This is a genomic window from Novosphingobium sp. CF614 (assembly GCF_900113255.1).
GTDB lineage: Bacteria > Pseudomonadota > Alphaproteobacteria > Sphingomonadales > Sphingomonadaceae > Novosphingobium.
In genome coordinates this window covers 53598-72390 of sequence record NZ_FOOR01000015.1, presented here as the reverse complement: position 1 = coordinate 72390, position 18793 = coordinate 53598, and the positions used below count along the sequence as shown (strand labels likewise).

Annotated in this window: 19 protein-coding genes; 7 read left to right on the top strand and 12 right to left on the bottom strand. The window is 66.2% G+C overall.

Annotated elements, in window-relative coordinates; all coding sequences use genetic code 11:
* Positions 1-6: 6 nt before the first annotated feature.
* The 10 genes from BM052_RS14680 to BM052_RS14635 are packed head-to-tail and all read right to left on the bottom strand — an operon-like array spanning position 7 to position 9720.
* On the bottom strand, positions 7-885 hold the full coding sequence (locus BM052_RS14680) for a response regulator (RefSeq protein WP_091148095.1): 879 nt from the start codon (positions 883-885) through the stop codon (positions 7-9).
* Positions 882-4040, bottom strand: coding sequence for a hybrid sensor histidine kinase/response regulator (locus BM052_RS14675; RefSeq protein ID WP_255406170.1), 3159 nt, complete (start codon positions 4038-4040; stop codon positions 882-884). The genes BM052_RS14680 and BM052_RS14675 overlap by 4 nt, the downstream gene beginning before the upstream one ends.
* Before the next feature lie 15 nt (positions 4041-4055).
* Entirely contained in the window at positions 4056-4634 is a 579-nt protein-coding gene (locus BM052_RS14670; protein WP_091148093.1) for a HupE/UreJ family protein, read from the bottom strand.
* Complete coding sequence (gene ureG / locus BM052_RS14665) at positions 4631-5302, bottom strand: urease accessory protein UreG (RefSeq protein ID WP_091148119.1); 672 nt, start codon at positions 5300-5302, stop codon at positions 4631-4633. Before ureG ends, BM052_RS14670 begins: the two co-directional genes overlap by 4 nt.
* Before the next feature lie 5 nt (positions 5303-5307).
* Positions 5308-6024, bottom strand: coding sequence for an urease accessory protein UreF (locus BM052_RS14660; RefSeq protein WP_255406169.1), 717 nt, complete (start codon positions 6022-6024; stop codon positions 5308-5310).
* Complete coding sequence (locus tag BM052_RS14655) at positions 5996-6490, bottom strand: urease accessory protein UreE (RefSeq protein WP_091148091.1); 495 nt, start codon at positions 6488-6490, stop codon at positions 5996-5998. Before BM052_RS14655 ends, BM052_RS14660 begins: the two co-directional genes overlap by 29 nt.
* Before the next feature lie 7 nt (positions 6491-6497).
* On the bottom strand, positions 6498-8207 hold the full coding sequence (gene ureC, locus BM052_RS14650) for an urease subunit alpha (protein ID WP_091148089.1): 1710 nt from the start codon (positions 8205-8207) through the stop codon (positions 6498-6500).
* Positions 8207-8563, bottom strand: a complete 357-nt coding sequence (locus BM052_RS14645) for an urease subunit beta (protein WP_091148088.1) — start codon at positions 8561-8563, stop codon at positions 8207-8209. The genes ureC and BM052_RS14645 overlap by 1 nt, the downstream gene beginning before the upstream one ends.
* On the bottom strand, positions 8547-8849 hold the full coding sequence (locus BM052_RS14640; RefSeq protein ID WP_091148087.1) for an urease subunit gamma: 303 nt from the start codon (positions 8847-8849) through the stop codon (positions 8547-8549). Before BM052_RS14640 ends, BM052_RS14645 begins: the two co-directional genes overlap by 17 nt.
* Position 8850: 1 nt before the next feature.
* On the bottom strand, positions 8851-9720 hold the full coding sequence (locus BM052_RS14635) for an urease accessory protein UreD (protein WP_255406168.1): 870 nt from the start codon (positions 9718-9720) through the stop codon (positions 8851-8853).
* A gap of 263 nt (positions 9721-9983) precedes the next feature.
* Between BM052_RS14635 and BM052_RS14630 the strand changes: the two genes are divergently transcribed.
* From BM052_RS14630 to urtE, 6 genes are all read left to right on the top strand, one after another.
* Positions 9984-10703, top strand: a complete 720-nt coding sequence (locus BM052_RS14630) for a TorF family putative porin (protein WP_091148084.1) — start codon at positions 9984-9986, stop codon at positions 10701-10703.
* 61 nt (positions 10704-10764) lie between these two features.
* Complete coding sequence (gene urtA, locus BM052_RS14625) at positions 10765-11991, top strand: urea ABC transporter substrate-binding protein (protein WP_091148081.1); 1227 nt, start codon at positions 10765-10767, stop codon at positions 11989-11991.
* A gap of 103 nt (positions 11992-12094) precedes the next feature.
* Complete coding sequence (gene urtB, locus BM052_RS14620; RefSeq protein ID WP_091148080.1) at positions 12095-12988, top strand: urea ABC transporter permease subunit UrtB; 894 nt, start codon at positions 12095-12097, stop codon at positions 12986-12988.
* 10 nt (positions 12989-12998) lie between these two features.
* Complete coding sequence (gene urtC, locus BM052_RS14615) at positions 12999-14144, top strand: urea ABC transporter permease subunit UrtC (RefSeq protein WP_091148078.1); 1146 nt, start codon at positions 12999-13001, stop codon at positions 14142-14144.
* Complete coding sequence (gene urtD, locus BM052_RS14610; RefSeq protein WP_091148073.1) at positions 14141-14881, top strand: urea ABC transporter ATP-binding protein UrtD; 741 nt, start codon at positions 14141-14143, stop codon at positions 14879-14881. Before urtC ends, urtD begins: the two co-directional genes overlap by 4 nt.
* The gene (gene urtE, locus BM052_RS14605; protein WP_091148071.1) at positions 14881-15612 is read left to right on the top strand and encodes an urea ABC transporter ATP-binding subunit UrtE; all 732 of its coding nucleotides are present in this window, start codon (positions 14881-14883) and stop codon (positions 15610-15612) included. The genes urtD and urtE overlap by 1 nt, the downstream gene beginning before the upstream one ends.
* A 57-nt stretch (positions 15613-15669) precedes the next feature.
* Here urtE and BM052_RS14600 read toward each other — a convergent pair whose 3' ends face one another.
* Together BM052_RS14600 and BM052_RS14595 are read right to left on the bottom strand one after the other, a co-directional pair.
* Positions 15670-16356, bottom strand: coding sequence for an SDR family NAD(P)-dependent oxidoreductase (locus BM052_RS14600; protein ID WP_091148070.1), 687 nt, complete (start codon positions 16354-16356; stop codon positions 15670-15672).
* A gap of 133 nt (positions 16357-16489) precedes the next feature.
* Positions 16490-16969, bottom strand: coding sequence for a peroxiredoxin (locus tag BM052_RS14595; protein ID WP_091148118.1), 480 nt, complete (start codon positions 16967-16969; stop codon positions 16490-16492).
* Positions 16970-17226: 257 nt separating this feature from the next.
* Between BM052_RS14595 and ahcY the strand changes: the two genes are divergently transcribed.
* Complete coding sequence (gene ahcY, locus BM052_RS14590) at positions 17227-18636, top strand: adenosylhomocysteinase (protein WP_177198499.1); 1410 nt, start codon at positions 17227-17229, stop codon at positions 18634-18636.
* Positions 18637-18793: the final 157 nt, after the last annotated feature.

Below are 18793 nucleotides of genomic sequence, written 5' to 3'. Positions count from 1 at the left end.
TTCCGATCAAGGCGAAAACAGCGCCCGGGTCGCGACGGCGGCGGCGGACGCGCGGTTTTCGACGCCGATCTTGATGAAGATCTGCTCCAGGTGCTTGTTCACCGTGCGCGCGCTGATGTTGAGGATATCGCTCATGTCCCTGTTGGACTTGCCGCGGGCGATCCACAGCAGGACATCGGCCTCGCGCGGGGTCAGGCCGAAGTGGCGGCGCAGGATCTCCGCCTCGCGCCCTTCGCTCGATGGCGCGATCTTGAAGAGGGCTTCCTGCTCCCCAGCCTGCCCCAGGTGCGTCAACACGTAGCGGTCGCCGGCTGGTCCCAGGGTCACGGCATGGTCGGCGGAATTCGAGGGACTGGCGAGAAGGCGGGAGCGCAGTTCCTCCCCGCTCGCCCGCGACATCGTGCGGAGCAGGTCCTGCGCCTGTGGGGTTGTCCATACGATCTCGCCTTGCGCATCGCAGGCGAACAGCCGGGCGCCCACGCTTTCAAGCCCCGTCAGCGCGCTTCGCGCCTTGCGCGCATTGCCCAGATGAACGCGGATGCGGGCGCTCAGCTCGTCCAGCACGAGCGGCTTGGTTACATAGTCGACGCCGCCGGCTTCCAGGCCCATGACGACGTGACCGGTATCGCTCAGTCCGGTCATGAAGATCACCGGCACCGCGCCGGCCCGGGGATCGGCCTTCAGACGGCGGCAGGTATCGAAACCGTCCAGTCCCGGCATGACCGCGTCGAGCAGGATCAAGTCGGGCACGGCCACGTCCAGAGAGGCGAGCGCCTCGGCACCGCCGGGCGCGAGCATCGGCGTGCTTCCCAGCGAGAGCACGAAAGTCGCGAGCATGGCGCGGGTGTCGGCGTCATCGTCCACGATCAGGATGGTTGCCGTCATTCGGCCGCTCCCGCCGGATGGGAGGGATCGAGATCGAGCAGCACGCCGATGCGATCGAGCAGCACCTCGATGTCGTAAGGCTTGGCAAGACAGTCGTCGTGGGGATCGTCATCGCGGCGCGGCCGCTGGAAATCATGGACATTGGCCGAAACCATCAGGATCGGAACCGAATCCCCGTCGATGGCGCGGATCGCCCGTGCAGCTTCCCAGCCGTCCATCGCCGGCATGGCGATGTCCATGATGACAAGGTCCGGCCGGCTGCGCAGGAACGTCTCGATGGCGGTGCGTCCGTTGTCGGCGAATTCGACTTCGAAGCCGAGGGGCACCAGCAGGTCGCGGGTGAGTTCCAGATGCGTGGGATCGTCATCGACCACCAGTAGCCGCCGGCGCTGGCCGGCAAAGGAGGATTGCGCCGACGGCGTGGCAAGGCCGTCTTCGGGCGCCGGGGCCTCGGAAAAGAACATCTTGACGGTGAACGTGCTGCCCAGGCCCGGCGTGCTGCGAACCGTGAGCTGGCCGCCCATGACGTCCACCAGCATGCGGGTGATGGTAAGGCCGAGCCCCACGCCCTTCTGGCCGCGTACCGTGCCGATCCGTTCGAAAGGCTCGAAGATCCGCTCGAGCGCGGCCTCGTCGATGCCGACACCGGTATCCTGCACTTCGAATTCGGCGACCGGGTTGCGCCAGTAGACGTTGAGCGCGGCAGTGCCCGCCGGGGTGTACTTGATCGCGTTGGAGATCAGGTTGATGAGGATCTGCCGGAGGCGCTTCTGGTCGGTATATATCCAGATCGGCAGGTGGCCCGGGCGGCCATGCTTGAACTGGATGCCGCGCGCCGCCGCCTGGATCCGGAACATGTCGACGATCTGGGTCAGCAGTTCGGTAAGATTGACCCGCTCGCGGGCGATGCGCACCGATCCGTTCTCGATCCGCGAGACATCGACGAGGCCGTCGACCAGATCGGCCAGATGCGTGGAACTGCGGCGGATCACGCGCACCGCGTCGGCCAACGGCGTGCCGTTGGACCGCTCCAGAAGCTGGGCATAGCCTGAAATCGCGTTGAGGGGGGTGCGGATCTCGTGGCTGATGCCGATGATATAGCGGCTCTTGGCAAGGTTCGCCGCCTCGGCCGCGTTCTTGGCGCGCTGGAGCTCGGCGTCGGTTCGCGCGTGGGCGGCGATTTCCTTCATGAGCGAAACGGTCTGGCGCTCGGTTTCCTGTTCGGCGGCGCGCTGGCTCTCACGCGAAAGCGTGAAGTACCAGGCGCCGAAGCCGGCGATCGCGGTGAAGCCGACGAACACGGTCCGCAGCACGCTTGCCAGGGCACGCGCGTCGTCGCCCGCGACGGTGCGCTGATAGAAGATCAGCAGCAGCAGCAGGCCGCCTATCCCGATGCACACGCAGTAAGCCAGCAGGAAACGCAGCACGCGCGCATAGACTTCGTCGGTCAGCGGCGACGGCAGATAGCGCCTGGCGACCGAGATCACGCTCTCGATCGATTGCGGCCGTTCCTTGCAGGCATCGTGGCAACGCGCTTCCAGCGTGCAGCACAGCGAGCAGATGGCACCGTCATAGACCGGGCAAACGGCCATGTCCGGTGCCTCGAAACGGTTTTCGCAGACCTTGCAGGTGCATTCGGCCTGGGCGAAGCTGTCCTGCCGGCGAGCGAGATAATATCGCCCTCCGGTCAGCCTGGCGATGACCGGGGCCAGCGTGAAGGATACGGTGAGCCCGATCACCGGCGAGAGCATCCGCGGCACTTCCCCGAAGATGCCCGCGAAGCACAGCGTGGAACACAGGATCGAAAGCGCCATGGCGCCCACCCCGACCGGATTGAGGTCATGCAGGTAGGCGCGGCGGAACTCGATCCCCGGCGGGCTGAGGCCGAGCGGCTTGTTTATCATGAGATCGGCGATGACCGCGCCGAACCAGGCGACCGCGAAGTTGGAATAGAGCGTCAGCACCCGCTCGACCACGGTCTGGATGCCGCCCTGCATCAGCATCAGGGCGATCAGGGTGTTGAACACCAGCCAGACCACGCGGCCAGGATGGCGGTGGGTCAGGCGCGAAAAGAAGTTCGAGGACGCGATGGAGCCGGCATAGGCGTTGGTGACGTTGATCTTGATCTGGCACAGCGCGACGAAGACGATGGTCAGGACGATCGCTCCGGTCCCGTTGGAGACCAGCCCACCGAAGGACATGAAGTACAGCATCGCCGGGTTCGCCGCATCGGCGGCGCCCATCCCCCTCGACAGGGCGACGACGGCGAGGAACGAGCCCAGCGCGATCTTGACGGCACCGATCACGATCCATCCGGGCCCGGTCGCCAGCAGTGCCGACCACCAGCGCAGCCTGCCGATCTTCTCCCGTTCGGGAAGGAAGCGCAGGTAATCCACCTGTTCGCCGATCTGGGGCAGGAGCGACAGGAACACGGCGAGCGCGACGGCGAAGCTTGCCAGGGGCCGGGTTTCCTCGGTTCCATGAAAGCCGGTCCACAGCGCGAGGCCATGCGGGCCCTGGGCGGCCAGGAACAGGACCGGGGTGACTTGCAGCGCCAGCCACAGCGGCTGCGTCCAGTTCTGCCACTGGCTGATCCGGCGGAAGCCGTAGGCGACGATCGGGATCACCACCATCGCGCTGATAAGGTGGCCGATCGGCAAGGGAATGCCGAAGCTCAACTCCAGCGCCGCGGAAAGGATCACCGCCTCGATCGAGAAAAGAATGAAAGTGAACGAAGCGTAGACGGCCGACGTGATCGTCGAGCCGAGATAGCCGAAGCCCGATCCCCGCGTCAGCAAGTCCATGTCGACGCCGTAGCGTGCGCCGTAATAGCAGATGGGAATGCCGGAGATCAGGAAGATCGCGGCCGCCACGCCCAGCGCCCAGGCCATGCTTTCGAAGCCGTACCCGATCGTCACGGTGGCGCCCAGCGCCTCGCAGGCGAGGAAGGCGATCGAACCGAGCGCGGTGTTCGCCACCCACATCGGCGACCAGACACGTGCCTTTGTCGCGGTGAAGCGCAGGGCGTAGTCTTCGAGCGTCTGGTTGTTGACCCACTGATTGTAGCGACGGCGGGTGCCGACGATCACCTGGCGCTTGATCGCGACATCCGACGCTGCCTCCACCCGGCCCGGATCAGGTCCCGCTTTCGTCAATCCGCCTTCGCTCCATCATGAAAGCCCCGCAAGGACGAGGCCGAGACCCGCGCCTCCCGCACCGATCAGGCGCAGTGCCGGCACCGGCAGGACCCGCGAGAGCGCGTAGCCGCCAAGATGGAGCACCGCGCTCGTGGCGAGAAAACCCGCGGCAAAGAATACCGGTATCGCGCCTTGAGGTGTTTCGATGCCATGGCTTGCCCCGTGCGCATAGCCGAAAGCGCCAATCGCCAGCATCGCGAGAGGCGCCGGCGCATCGATTCGCAGCGCCGCCGCCAGCCCCAGCGTCACCAGCGAGACGAGAATTCCCCCTTCCGCGACAATATCCGGCAGCCAGGTGCAGGTCGCGAAGCCCAGCGCGAGCGTCGCCAGGAAGGTTGCCGGCAGCATCCAGCCGCCGCGCTTGACGAAGATCGCCGCGCCGAGCCCGACCAGCAGCATCGCGGCAAGGTGGTCCGCGCCCATCAGCGGATGGAGCAGGCCGGCGGCGAACCCGGCGGCGACGTGGCCGGGATGGGCCATGGCGGTTTCGGGGACCAGTCCGCATAGGACGGCCATGGCGAGGGCGGGCAGGGGTGTGGTCAAGCGCTTCATGCTGCGATCCTTCCGGGCAGGCCGCCCGTGCTGATGATGAAACCGGCGATCTCCTCCAGCCCCTTGCCCGCGCGGATGTTGGCGAAGACGAAGGGGCGCTGGCCCCGCATCTTGCCGGCATCGCGGTCCATCACCTCAAGGCTGGCGCCGACGAGCGGGGCGAGGTCGATCTTGTTGATGACGAGCAGGTCGCTGCGGGTGATGCCGGGGCCGCCCTTGCGCGGGATCTTGTCCCCGGCGGAAACGTCGATGACGTAGATGGTGATGTCTGCCAGTTCCGGGCTGAACGTGGCGGCCAGATTGTCGCCGCCGCTTTCGATCAGGATCAGGTCCAGGCCGGGAAAGCGCTGTTCCAGCACCTCGACCGCGGCGAGGTTCATCGAGGCATCCTCGCGGATCGCGGTATGGGGGCAGCCGCCGGTCTCGACGCCGATGATCCGCTCGGGTTCGAGCGATCCGGCGCGCGTGAGGAATTCGGCGTCCTCGCGCGTGTAGATGTCGTTGGTGATCGCGGCGATCTGATAAATTTCGCGCAGGCGCTTGCACAGCGCGTCCATCAGCGCGGTCTTGCCGGAGCCGACCGGCCCGCCGATGCCGACGCGGAGGGGGCCGGATACCGGGAGAGCGCCGGATACCGGAAGAGCGGATGCCGGCGGTGGATTACCCATGTCGTTCATGTCCGGAACAGCCTTGTGTACTGGGTTTCGTGAGCCATGCAGCCAAGGTCGGCGACGAGCGTGCAGCCGCCGAGGGCCTCGAACGGATCGCCGCTCGGCAAGGCGCGCGCGTCTTCCACCGCGCAGAGCACGACCGGGCGGCAATCGCGCAGAACGAGCTGTCCATCGGTCTGGCCAAGCGGCACCAGCCGCTGCGCCGCCGAGACGAGGTTGGAAACGGCTCCGTGAAGCCAGGCCGTCAGCGCGCGCGTGAAATCGATGTCGCGGCAGGCGAAGAGCGTGGCCGCGACGACCGGATAGGCGGGTTCGGATTGCCCCGACGCTTCGATCATCCGGCCAAACCCCGCGACGCCCGATGCCGATCGGGCGATCCGGATGAAAGCGGCGCCCTGGGCGGTGCTTTCCAGGCGACGCTCATGGCCGGCCTGGCTGGCGAGCGCGAGTTCCGCGATTTCTTCCAGCCGCCGTGCGTCGCCTGCCTTGGCCGCCCGCCAGGCGTGTGTGAACAGGACGATGTCGTTGCGGATCGCGCCATGCTCGATCAGCGCGCAGATCCATTCGCAAGTGCTCTCGCGATCGGTGACGTGGCCTGCCTCCACCGCCCATTCCAGCCCGCCGGAATGGGCGAAGGCACCGATCGGCCAGGCCGGCGACATCCAGCTCAGGAGGTCGAACAGTTCGGCGTCAGCCATGGGCGTGGTAACCGTGCCCATGCCCGTCTCCGTGCCGATGTCCGTGTCCACCCCCGGCATAGGCGCCGCCTTCGGGATCGAAGGCGGCCAGCAGCGGGTGGCAGTGGCCGCCCAGTCCCTCGACCATTTCGGCGATCACATGGTCATGGCGGATACGCAGCGTGCCGCCGTGCTCGCCGGGCAGGAGCTGCGTCGGCAAGTGGCGGTTGCCCAGGTGCCAGGCAATGCGCACGAGCTCGGCACTGGAATGGGCGTGGATATCGAGCAGGGCTTCGGCTTGCGCCTCGACCCGCACCAGGCCGCCATTGTCCAGGCGCAGGCCGTCACCGTCGCGCAAGTGCACCGGCCGCGACATGTCGAGCAGGATCGCCTGCCCCGCCAGCGTGGTGAACACCATGCGGCGGCGGTTGCGCTGATCGAAGTCGAGGCGCACGACATCCCCGGCTGCGTCGTTCGTCGGCGGCTCTATGGCGATGATCCTGCGCATGGGCTCCTCAATACAGAAAGTAGCGCTGCGCCAGCGGCAGCTCGGTCGCGGGTTCGCAGGCGAGCAGTTCGCCGTCGGCGTGGACTTCGTAGGTCTCCGGGTCGACGCGGATGTCGGGCAGGGCGTCGTTGTGCTTCATCTGGGCCTTGCCGATGCCGCGCGTGCCCTCGACCGGCAGCACCATGCGCGACAGGCCGAGCTCGCCGGCAATGCCCGCCTCGCATGCCGCACGGCTGACGAAAGTGATGCAGCTTGCCGCCATCGCCTTGCCGAACTGCCCGAACATCGGCCGTGAATGGACCGGCTGCGGGGTGGGAATGGAGGCGCCCGGATCGCCCATCATGGCGCACACGATCATCCCGCCCTTGAGGACGAGATCGGGCTTGGCCCCGAAGAACGCCGGATTCCACAGCACGAGATCGGCCAGCTTGCCCACTTCCACCGAGCCGATCTCATGCGCCATGCCCTGCGCGATCGCCGGGTTGACGGTGTACTTGGCGATGTAGCGCTTGACCCGCTGGTTGTCGGCCCGCGCGCTGTCTCCGGGCAGGGTGCCGCGCTGTGCCTTCATCTTGTGCGCGGTCTGCCAGGTCCGGGTGATGACTTCGCCCACCCGGCCCATGGCCTGGCTGTCCGAGGAGATGATTGAAAGCGCGCCCATGTCGTGGAGGATGTCCTCGGCGGCGATGGTCTCCTTGCGGATACGGCTTTCGGCGAAGGCCAGGTCCTCCGGTATCGCGGGATCAAGGTGGTGGCACACCATCAGCATGTCGAGGTGTTCCTCGATGGTGTTGATGGTGAAGGGCATCGTCGGATTGGTCGACGATGGGATCACGTTGGCATGGCCCGCCAGCTTGAGAATGTCGGGCGCGTGCCCGCCGCCGGCGCCTTCGGTGTGGAAGGCGTGGATGGTGCGGCCCTTGAAGGCGCGAATCGTATCCTCGACGAAGCCGCTCTCGTTGAGCGTGTCGGTATGGATCATCACTTGCACGTCCATCCTGTCCGCCACCGTCAGGCAGCAGTCGATGGCGGCGGGCGTGGTGCCCCAGTCCTCGTGCAGTTTGAGCGCCGCGGCCCCGGCGCGCACCATTTCCTCCAGCGCGGCCGGGTGGCTGGCGTTGCCCTTGCCCGAGATGGCGAGATTGACCGGCAGCCCCTCGGCGGCGAGCAGCATGCGCTTGATGTGCCAGGGCCCGGGGGTGCAGGTGGTCGCGTTGGTGCCGGTCGCGGGGCCGGTGCCCCCGCCGACGAAAGTCGTGATGCCGCTTGCCAGCGCTTCTTCCACCTGCTGCGGGCAGATGTAATGGATGTGGGCATCGATGCCGCCGGCGGTGACGATCCTGCCTTCGCCGGCGATCACTTCGGTGCCGGGGCCGATGACGATGTCGACGCCGGGCTGGATGTCGGGATTGCCGGCCTTGCCGATCGCGGCGATGCGCCCGGCCCTGATCGCGATGTCGGCCTTGTGGATGCCGGTCCAGTCAAGGATCACGGCATTGGTGATGACGGTATCGGCCGCCCCTTGCGCGTTGGCGAGCTGGCTCTGGCCCATGCCGTCACGGATCACCTTGCCGCCGCCGAACTTGACTTCCTCGCCCAGGATGGTCGCGTCGCGCTCGATCTCGACGATCAGGTTGGTATCGCCCAGCCGCAGGCGGTCGCCGGTGGTGGGACCGAACATATCGGCGTAAGCGGAGCGGGACATGCGATAGGGCATCAGTCCGCGCTCCGGTCGATCGGGCCCATGACCTTGCCCTGGAAGCCGAAGACATGCCGTTTGCCGCGAAGCGGAACAAGCGAGACTTCGCGCGACTGACCCGGCTCGAAACGAACCGCCGTGCCGGCCGGGATGTCGAGTCGCTGGCCGAGCGCGGCCGCGCGGTCGAACAGCAATCCGTCGTTGGCCTCGGCAAAATGGTAGTGGCTGCCCACCTGCACCGGACGATCGCCGCTGTTGGCGACCTTGATGACGGTGACGGGCTGGCCGGCGTTGAGTTCATGTTCGCCGGGTGCCGGAAGCAGCTCGCCGGGAATGACGGACTCGGTAGCGGGGGCGCTATCGGATGGGGTCATGGACGCTCACCAGCTTGGTGCCATCGGGAAAAGTTGCCTCCACCTGCACGTCCAGGATCATCTCGGCGACACCGGGCATGACCTGTTCGCGCGTGATTACATGCGCGCCGGCTTCCATCAGTTCGGCCACCGAACGGCCGTCGCGCGCGCCTTCCAGGACGAAATCGGAAATCAGCGCGATCGCTTCCGGGTAGTTGAGCTTGACCCGGCGATCGAGCCGGCGGCGGGCCACCATGGCGGCGAGCGAGAGCATCAGCTTGTCCTTCTCGCGGGGGGTCAGGTTCATGTCAGCACCTCCAGACGCGGGGGAGCGGGCGCCCTTCGCGCAGCACGGCGAGGGCGGCGGCGATATCGTGGCGCAAGGTTTCACCATCGGGCGCCAGCAGGCGCACGGCGAGCAAGCCGTTCCAGGCGCTGGCGGCGGCAAGGCCCTCGGCGGTCCGGAGTGCATCGCGCACCGGCTCAAGGAAGGCGAGCGCCCGGTCGGAGGCATGGAGCAGCACCGCCATCGCCCGTGCACCTCCACCGATCGCCGCGCTTTCCATCAGCCGCGCGATATTGCCGTCGAGCGCAAGCGTATCGGCATAGACCAGGCGTCCATTGCGCCAGATCCGCATGCGATCGCGCAGCGCGCCTTGCCGGACGGTTTCCCCCATCGCCTGGCGGCCCAGGACCACCGCTTCGACGCCCAGAAAGATGACGTCCTCGGCCAGCACGATCCGCGCCTCGCGGCGCAGGCGCGCCTGGTCGAACAGGATGGTTTCCTGCGGCAGCCATTCCGCATGCGCGCCGCGCGCGACTTCGAGCCGGGTCGAAATCTCGGAGCCTCTCGCCAGCGCGCGATAGACTTTCTCCGCCGCCTGCGTGGCGATCGTGGCGACGCTGTCCTCGCCCCAATGCACGCGCTGCTCGATCCGGTCCCCTTCGGCAAGGCCGCCCCCGGTATTGATGAGGACCGCGCAGGGATGTTCGCCTTCCTCGTGCCTGCGCGGCAGGCGCAGGCGCAGGCAACCGGACTGGAACGCGCGGCGGAGCGATACCCCGCCGGCACGCCGCGCCAGCGAGAGATCGATGGTGCCGGTGCTGCGCAGGCAGGCGGGCACCACGCTCGGCTTCGCGCGGGCGATTTCCTCGTTGCTGGCAAATGCGCGGTGCACGCGTCCCACTACTCCTTCCGCCGCGAGGCTTCGCCGCGACTGCACAATCCACCGAACCTCGGCCGGGTCATATGGGGCGTTTGACGTATGGACTCGGCCCGTTCCCGCGCAATCGAGCCGATCGGCGCAAGGCAGCCGCAACGCATACGTCAAATGCCCCATGGTGCATCCGCGCCGCGCTGCACAACCTCCATGCGTCGCCGGAATGATCGGCCCGGTGGCCGGGATTCATGCGCCAAGGTTCATGTGGAGGGAAAATCAGAATGACACGATGGAAGCAGGCTGTGTTCGCGGGGATCGCGATTGCCGCCGCCACTACCGGTTTTGCCGCGCCCGCGCTGGCGGACGACGAACTGCCGTTCACTTTCAACGGCGGGGTCACGTTTCTAAACGACTATCGCCTGCGCGGCGCTTCGCTCAGCGATACCCAGCCGGTGATCCAGGGATCGGTCGAGGCCGGCGTGCCGCTGGCAGAGAACGTCAGCGCCTTTGCCGGCATCTGGGCGTCGAGCCTGGACAAGGATGCCGGCGCCGGTGCCATGGAAACCGACCTCTATGCGGGTCTCCGGGGCAAGCTCGGCGGCGTCAACGTGCGGGCCCGCTACCTGCGCCTCGTGTTCCATGACGCCAAGAACATCGACTTCGACCAGTACGAGATCGGCCTCAGCGCCCCGGCCGGTCCCTTCAAGCTCGGCCTCGGCTCCGTTCACGACGAATACAACGGCGGCGGGCACAGCACTTACGTCTACACCAACGCCTCGCTGCCGATCTCCGACAGCGGCTTCGCGGTGAAGGGCCTGGTCGGGTACGAGGACGGGTCGCGATGGAACGACAAGGTCAATTGGTCGCTGGGCCTCAGCTACGCCAAGGGTCACTTCCTGGTGGGCGCCGATTACATCGACACCAACAAGTACGCGCCGGCTTCCAACGGCGACAACCGCGCCGGCGCCACCGTCGTCGCCTACATCGGCGCGCGCTTCTGAGCCGCTTTTCATCATCAGCGAAACGGCCTGCCGGTCAGGCCGCCAACCCAGGGGATCGACAATGCCCATGTTGAACAAGAAGACTATCCTTGCAGCGGCGCTGGCCTGCACCGCCATGCTCGGCGCCTGCAGCAAGGGCGCGGAAGATACCGGCGCCGGCGCTGCGGGCGACGGCATCAAGGTCGGCGTGCTGCACTCGCTTTCGGGCACGATGGCGATCAGCGAAGTGACGGTGAAGAACGCGACGCAGCTTGCCATCGACGAGATCAACGCGGCGGGCGGCGTGATGGGCAAGAAGATCGTGCCGATCGTCGAGGACGGCGCGTCCGACCCGGCGATCTTCGCGCAGAAAGCCTCCAAGCTGATCGAGGGCGACGGCGTCACCACGGTCTTCGGGGGCTGGACCTCGGCAAGCCGCAAGGCGATGCTGCCGGTGTTCGAGAAGGACCAGAACCTGCTGTGGTATCCGGTGCAGTTCGAAGGCAACGAGTGCTCGCCCAACATCATGTATTCGGGCGCCCAGCCCAACCAGCAGGCGCTGCCCGCCTATGACTGGGCCAAGCAGCAGGGCTACAAGAAGATCTTCCTCGTGGGTTCGGACTACGTCTATCCGCGCACCGCGAACCTGATCCTGAAGAAGCATATCGCCAAGGACGGCCTGACGCTGACCGGCGAGGAGTACCAGCCGCTGGGCGGGACCGAGTTTTCCGGCGTCGTCGGCAAGATCAAGGCGGCCAAGCCGGACATCATCTTCAACACGCTGAACGGTGACAGCAACGTCGCCTTCTTCAAGCAGATGGCCGCCGCCGGCATGGGCCCGGAGGTGGTGCCGGTCATGTCGTTCTCGATCGGGGAGCAGGAGGCGATGGCGATGGGCCCGGCGCTGGTGAAGGGCGGTTATGCCGCATGGAACTATTTCCAGACCCTCGACAACGAACAGAACAAGACGTTCATCGCGGCCTACAAGGCGAAGTTCGGCAAGGACGCCGTTATCACCGACCCGATGGTTCACGGCTATCTGGACGTCTACGTCTGGAAGGCCGCGGTCGAAAAGGCCCAGAGCACCGATCCGGCCAAGGTCCGCGCCGCCGCGATGACGCTCGACGCGGTTCCGACCCCGCTTGGGCCGGCCAAGTTCATGAACAACAACAGCCTGATCCAGACGGCCTACATCGGTCAGTCGCAGCCGGACGGGCAGTTCAAGATCCTCTGGACTTCCCCTGCGGCGATCGACCCGGATCCCTACGATCCGGTCAGCTTCCCGGGCAAGTCCTGCAAGATCGGCTGACCTGACGGCGGCCCGCGCCGTCCCCTGTTCCGGACACCAATCCCCGGTCCGGAACAGGGCCCCGGCAAGGGCACCCCGTCACACAACCCAAAGGAGGCAGGACATGGACGCAGTGTTCCTCACCGGCCAGCTGTTCAACGGTTTCTCGGTCGCTTCGCTCTACGTTCTGGCGGCGCTGGGACTGGCGCTGAGCTTCGGTCTGATGCGGGTCATCAACATGGCCCATGGCGAAGTGCTGATGCTCGGCGGCTATCTCGCCTGGATGGCCATGACGCTGGTGCCGGGGCCGCTGGGCCTGTTCGTGGCGCTGGCCTTCGCGCTGTTGGGGGCGGGCGTGTTCGGCGGCTTCCTGGAAGTCGCGCTGGTCAGCCGGCTCACCGCCCGGCCGCTCGACACCCTGCTGGCGACCTGGGGCGTCAGCCTCATCATGCAGCAGGCCGCGCGCGACCTGTTCGGCGCCACCGGCGTCTCCGTCACCGCGCCGGCGTGGCTCGACGGCGGCATCACGCTGGCCGGCCTGCAATTGCCCACCTTGCGACTGTTCATCCTGCTGGTGGCGGTCGGCGTGTTGCTGGGCATGGCGGCGATCCTCAACTTCACGCGGATCGGCCTGCTGGTGCGCGCGGTCAACCAGGACCGGCCGACGGCGGCGGCGATGGGCGTGAACGTGCGCCTGGTCGATTGCTTCGTGTTCGCGCTCGGCGCGGGCGTCGCGGGGCTTGGCGGGGTGGTGCTGGCGCTGCTCGGGCCGGTGACGCCCAATGTCGGGCAGAGCTATATCGTCACCGCCTTCCTCGTGGTGATCCTGGGCGGCCTGGGCTCGATCGTCGGCACCACCATCGCCGCGCTCATCATCGGGCTGATTACGGCGCTGTCGCAGATATTCGTCGACGTCAGCCTGGCGCAGGTCCTGACGCTGCTGTTCGTCATGCTCTTCCTCCAGTTCCGCCCGCAGGGTGTCGTCGCCGTCAAGTCGCGGGCGCTGGACGCCGAATAGGAGACATGCGATGCCAACAAGGCTTCCCTTTGCAACCGCCGCCGGAATCGCGATTCCCGCGCTTGCCCTTGCCGTCGCCATCGCGGCACCCTGGGCCCTCGGTTCCTATGACCTCAACCTGCTGGGCCGCTTTCTGGCCCTGTCGCTGACCGCCATGGGCCTGGTGCTGCTGTGGGGTGAGGGGGGGATCCTCAGCCTCGGCCAGGGCGTGTTCTTCGGCATCGGCGGCTACGCCATCGCCATGAACCTGAAGCTCGCCGATCTCGCCCCGGGTGAAGTGCCGGACTTCATGGTCTGGACCGGGGTGGAGAAACTGCCCTGGTGGTGGGCCCTGTTCCAGAGCCCGCTGGTGACGATCCTGGCGATCCTGCTGCTCGCGCCGGCGATAGCCGGACTGATCGGCTGGGCGATTTTCCGCCGCCGCATCGGGGGGGTCTATTTCGCCCTCATCACCCAGGCGCTCGCGCTTGCCTTCACGACGTTGCTCATCAGCAAGCAGGACATGACCGGCGGCTTCAACGGCCTGACCGACTATCACACGCTGTTCGGCTTCAACCTGAACCTGCCGGCGACCGGGACGGCGCTCTATTTCGTCACGCTCACCGTCGTCGTGCTGGCATTGTTCGGGTTGCGCTGGCTGATCGCCTCGCGCTTCGGCAAGCTGCTTCGCGCGAGCCGCGACGGCGCCAACCGGCTGCGCTTCCTCGGTTACGACCCGACGCCCTACAAGATCATCGCCTTCGCGATCGGCGCTTTGCTGGCCAGCCTTTCGGGCGCCCTGTTCACGCTCCACGCCGGGGTCATCTCGCCCGCGCTGGTGGGCGTGGTGCCTTCGATAGAGATGGTCATCTGGGCCGCGATCGGCGGGCGCCACAGCGTTGCCGGCGCGCTCGCCGGCGCACTGCTGGTCAACTTCGCGAAGGACAAGATCTCCACCGCCCTGCCCGAGATGTGGCTCTACATCCTGGGCCTGATGTTCATCCTGGCGGTGACGATCCTGCCGCGCGGCCTTGCCGGGCTGTTCGCCGGAGACCGGCCCCCCATCGCATCGCGCGGGGGCGATCTTTTTGCCCGCTGGCGCAAGGACAGGGCCGAACAGGCCGGGACTGAAGCGGCCAGATTCGATCCATCCCTGTCAGTGGAGACCGCAAGATGAGCGCGCCCATGCTGGAAATGCGCAACGTCGTCGTCGACTTCGATGGCTTCAAGGCGATCAACGACTTGTCGCTGAGTATCGCCAGCGGCTCGATGACGGTGGTGATCGGCCCGAACGGCGCCGGCAAGTCCACCATGTGCGATTCGATCATCGGGCGCGTCCGGCCGACTTCCGGCAAAGTGCTGTTCCACGGCCGCGAGATCCAGGCCGAGGCCGAGCACGACATCGTCGGCCTGGGCATCTGCCGCAAGTTCCAGACCCCCGGGGTACTGGTCGCGCTGTCCGTGATCGACAACCTGACCATAGCCGCCACGCGCGATCGGCGCTGGTGGACCAAGTTCGGCCGCAAGGGAGAGGAGGAAGCCCGTTCCAAGGCGGGAGAAATCCTCGAAATGATCGGGCTCGTTCCGCGCCGCGACGCATTGGCGGGCAATCTCTCGCACGGTGAGAAGCAATGGCTGGAGATCGGCATGGTGGTCGCCACCGATGCCGAACTGCTGCTGCTGGACGAGCCGACCGCCGGCATGGGCGCGGCGGAAAGCACGCAGACGGCCGAGATCGTCAAGGCGCTGGTCGGCCGTCACGCGGTGCTGGTGATCGATCATGACATCGATTTCGTCTCGCAGCTCGGCGGCCATGTCATCGTGCTGCACCAGGGCCAATTGCTGCGTGAAGGCACGCTGGAACAAATCCGCGCCGACGAGGAAGTCGCCGCGATCTATCTGGGGAGGGCGTGATGACCATCGAATATCCCGGCCAGCTGCTGAACTTGCGCGCGGTCGGCTCCGCCTATGGCAAGAGCCAGGTGCTGTGGGACATCGCGTTCGATCTCAATCGCGGAGATTCGGCGACCATCTTGGGCCGAAACGGCGTCGGCAAGACGACGCTGCTGAAAACGATCATGGGGCAGCTTCCGTGTCTTAGCGGCCACGTCTACTGGCATGGCGACGACGTTACCGGAATGAAGGCGCATCAGCGCTCCCGCGCCGGGATCGGCTTCGTGCCGCAGGGCCGCCATGTCTTTCCGCATCTGACCGTTCGCGAAAATCTCGAAGTCGGGCTTGCCGCTCTTGCGCGCAAGGGCTTCTCGGGCGCCAAAAAAGTGCCCGAGATGGTCTTCGATCTGTTTCCCAAGCTCACCCAGATCGCCGATCGCAAGGCCGGTGTCCTGTCAGGCGGCGAGCAGCAACAGCTCGCGATCGGCCGCGCCCTTGCCGGCCAGCCGCAGCTGCTCCTGCTCGACGAGCCGACCGAGGGCATCCAGCCGAACATCGTCCAGCAGATCGAGGATGCCTTGCGGCGCGTGCGCCAGGAACTGGGCGTCGCGATCCTGATCGTCGAGCAGAACCTGGATTTCGCGTGGTCGTTCGCCGACCGCTACTTCGTCATGCAGCGTGGCCGGATCGTGAAGGAAGGAGACACCGGAAACTCGCCTGCGGACGCAGTGGCCGCGCTGATCCATGTCTAGCGCGAAGAACGCGAACTCCTGAGCTTGCGGATTTTGGGCGCAATGTTCTGGCGCGGTCTACCCTTTGGTGCTGCGCGTCACCGGGATCAGCGCGCCAGTGACCGAGCGCGCGCCTTCGGAGGCCAGGAAGCCGATGACATCGGCGATCGCGGCGGGTTCGACCCACTGGGAGAAATCGGCATCCGGCATGTCGGCGCGGTTGGTCGGGGTGTCGATGATGCTGGGCAGGATCGCGTTCACCGTGACCGTGGTTCCCGCCAGTTCCTCGGCCAGGGCTTCGGTCAGGCGATGGACACCCGATTTCGACGCTGCGTAGGCTCCCATGCCCATGCCGGCCTTGATCGCCGCGCCCGCGCCGATGTTGACGATGCGTCCGGCCGCCGACTTCTTCAGTTCGGGCAGGGCAAGCTGGGTGATCGTCGCCGTCGTCATCAGGTTCATCGACTGCATCCTGGCCCAGGAGCCGATCGAGCCGCCCTCAAGCGTTTCCCAGGTAAAGCCGCCGGCGACGTTGACGAGCACGTCGATCCCGCCATGGGCCGCCGCCACCTTGTCCAGCGCCGCCTTGGTGGAGGCCCCGTCGGTCAGGTCCACGCCGCCGATATCGAGCGCGCCGGCGAGCGGCGTCCTGGCTTCCGGTGCGAAATCGATGCGCGTCACCTTGTCACCGGCCGCGGCGAAGCTTTCCGCCACTGCCTGGCCAAGAGCGCCGAAACCACCGGTGACGATCACTGAACGTGCCATGAGAACTCCTCGTAATGAAGCAAGGCTAACTTGATGGGGGCGGGGATGCAAGCCGGGCCGAGCGCCGCGCCGAAACCGGCTGGGAACGCGGAGAGGCGCCCCCGGATCGGGCCGCCGCTCCGGAGATCGCGGTTCAGAGCTGGCCGAGCATGTACTCAGCCGAACTCACTTCGAAAGTGCCCGGCGCCTCGACATTGAGCTGCTCAACGACACCGTCGTTGACGACCATCGCGTAGCGCTGGCCCCTGCTGCCCATGCCGAAGCCCGAACCGTCCATGACCAGGCCCACCGCCTTGGCGAAGTCCCCGTTGCCGTCCGCCAGCATGGTCACGTCGGCAGACCCGGAGGCCTTGCCCCAGGCACCCATCACGAAGGCGTCGTTGACCGCGGTGCAGACGATCTCGTCGATGCCCTTGGCCTTGAGTTCGGCGGCCTTTTCAACGAATCCAGGCAGGTGCTTGGCCGAGCAGGTCGGGGTAAAGGCACCCGGAACCGAGAACAGCGCCACCTTCTTGCCCGCAAAGTAACCCGAGGTCTGGATCGGCTCGGGACCACTTTCACCGGCCTTCGTCAGCTTGATGTCGGGCAGCTTGTCTCCAACGGCGATGGTCATGGAATGCATCCTTTCCTGCAAGTGAATCGCAATGCGCGCACATATAGGGCCCGGTTGGATTACGGCAACGCCTTGCCATGGTGAATTGCGATTTGCGATCGCCTTTCGGAAAGTGCCATGACGCGCAGGTGAAAATCATATAAAGATATCTTTATATTTGCCTCGTCCAGGCTGAATCGCTAGGGACAGTGCATTGCCGTCGCCGCTTTCCCAGTGGGCGCGGCGCCGTATCGAAACCAATTGAGGAGTTAGCGCCCGTGGCCACTGCCGAAATCGCCGCCCACGACTATGCCATCGCCGATATCTCGCTTGCCGACTACGGCCGGGTCGAGATCGCCATCGCCGAGACCGAGATGCCCGGCTTGATGGCCCTGCGCGAGGAATTCGGCGAGACCAAGCCGCTCAAGGGCGCGCGGATCACCGGTTCGCTGCACATGACGATCCAGACCGCGGTGCTGATCGAGACGCTCGTCGCGCTCGGCGCCGAAGTGCGCTGGGCTACCTGCAATATCTTCTCGACCCAGGACCATGCCGCGGCCGCCATCGCCGCGCGGGGCATCCCGGTCTATGCGATCAAGGGCGAAAACCTTGCCGAATACTGGGACTATGTCGGCCGCATCTTCGACTGGGGTGAGGAGCATACCGCCAACATGATCCTCGACGATGGCGGCGATGCCACCATGTTCGCGCTGTGGGGCGCGCGGCTTGAAGCGGGCGAGACCCTGCCCGATCCCGCCAATGCCGAGGAGATCGAGTTCCAGCGTGCGCTCAAGGCCTTCGTCAAGGCGCGTCCGGGCTATCTCTCGCGCTCGGTCATCGCCATCAAGGGCGTTTCGGAAGAGACCACCACGGGCGTCCACCGGCTCTACCATCTCGCCAAGGACGGCAAGCTGCCGTTCCCGGCGATCAACGTGAACGATTCGGTCACCAAGTCGAAGTTCGACAATCTCTACGGCTGCCGCGAATCGCTGGTCGACGCGATCCGCCGCGCGACCGACGTCATGCTGGCCGGCAAGGTCGCCTGCGTCGCCGGCTTCGGCGACGTCGGCAAGGGCTCGGCCGCCTCGCTGCGCCAGGGCGGCGCACGCGTCATGGTGACCGAGATCGACCCGATCTGCGCATTGCAGGCGGCCATGGAAGGCTATGAGGTCGTCACCATGGAAGAGGCGGTGAAGCGCTGCGACATCTTCGTCACTGCCACCGGCAACGAGGACGTGATTACCGGCGAGCACATGGAGGCGATGAAGGACAAGGCGATCGTCTGCAACATCGGCCACTTCGACAGCGAAATCCAGATTTCCGCGCTCAATAACTATCACTGGCGCGAAGTGAAGCCCGGCACCGATCTCGTGACTTTCCCGGATGGGAAGCAGATCATCGTGCTCGCCAAGGGCCGCCTGGTGAACCTGGGCTGCGCCACCGGCCATCCCAGCTTCGTGATGTCCTCCAGCTTCACCAACCAGGTGCTGGCGCAGATCGAACTCTTCGCCAAGTCGAACGATTACGAGAACCGCGTCTACGTGCTGCCCAAGCACCTGGACGAGAAGGTCGCCGCGCTGCATCTCGAAAAGCTGGGCGTGAAGCTCACCACGCTGTCGGAAAAGCAGGCGCAGTACATCGGCGTCCCGCAGACCGGGCCGTTCAAGGCGGATCATTACCGGTACTGATCCGGCGCTATCGCCTCCCCGGGGAGAGACCCGGGAAGGCGAAGGGGCTCCCCTATTGCGGTGGCCATGTCGTGGTGGCCATGTCGTGGTGGATTGCGCCGTCATCGCGCGCCTCCCCCCATTGTCATGGCGCGCCGGCGGCACCATAGCCGGTTGC

Coding starts and splice junctions, on each gene's coding strand:
- BM052_RS14680 (WP_091148095.1), bottom strand. CDS start 885: ATGACGGCAACCATCCTGATCGTGGACGATGACGCCGACACCCGCGCC.
- BM052_RS14670 (WP_091148093.1), bottom strand. CDS start 4,634: ATGAAGCGCTTGACCACACCCCTGCCCGCCCTCGCCATGGCCGTCCTA.
- ureG (WP_091148119.1), bottom strand. CDS start 5,302: ATGGGTAATCCACCGCCGGCATCCGCTCTTCCGGTATCCGGCGCTCTC.
- BM052_RS14660 (WP_255406169.1), bottom strand. CDS start 6,024: ATGGGCACGGTTACCACGCCCATGGCTGACGCCGAACTGTTCGACCTC.
- BM052_RS14655 (WP_091148091.1), bottom strand. CDS start 6,490: ATGCGCAGGATCATCGCCATAGAGCCGCCGACGAACGACGCAGCCGGG.
- ureC (WP_091148089.1), bottom strand. CDS start 8,207: ATGCCCTATCGCATGTCCCGCTCCGCTTACGCCGATATGTTCGGTCCC.
- BM052_RS14645 (WP_091148088.1), bottom strand. CDS start 8,563: ATGACCCCATCCGATAGCGCCCCCGCTACCGAGTCCGTCATTCCCGGC.
- BM052_RS14640 (WP_091148087.1), bottom strand. CDS start 8,849: ATGAACCTGACCCCCCGCGAGAAGGACAAGCTGATGCTCTCGCTCGCC.
- BM052_RS14630 (WP_091148084.1), top strand. CDS start 9,984: ATGACACGATGGAAGCAGGCTGTGTTCGCGGGGATCGCGATTGCCGCC.
- urtA (WP_091148081.1), top strand. CDS start 10,765: ATGCCCATGTTGAACAAGAAGACTATCCTTGCAGCGGCGCTGGCCTGC.
- urtB (WP_091148080.1), top strand. CDS start 12,095: ATGGACGCAGTGTTCCTCACCGGCCAGCTGTTCAACGGTTTCTCGGTC.
- urtC (WP_091148078.1), top strand. CDS start 12,999: ATGCCAACAAGGCTTCCCTTTGCAACCGCCGCCGGAATCGCGATTCCC.
- urtD (WP_091148073.1), top strand. CDS start 14,141: ATGAGCGCGCCCATGCTGGAAATGCGCAACGTCGTCGTCGACTTCGAT.
- urtE (WP_091148071.1), top strand. CDS start 14,881: ATGACCATCGAATATCCCGGCCAGCTGCTGAACTTGCGCGCGGTCGGC.
- BM052_RS14600 (WP_091148070.1), bottom strand. CDS start 16,356: ATGGCACGTTCAGTGATCGTCACCGGTGGTTTCGGCGCTCTTGGCCAG.
- BM052_RS14595 (WP_091148118.1), bottom strand. CDS start 16,969: ATGACCATCGCCGTTGGAGACAAGCTGCCCGACATCAAGCTGACGAAG.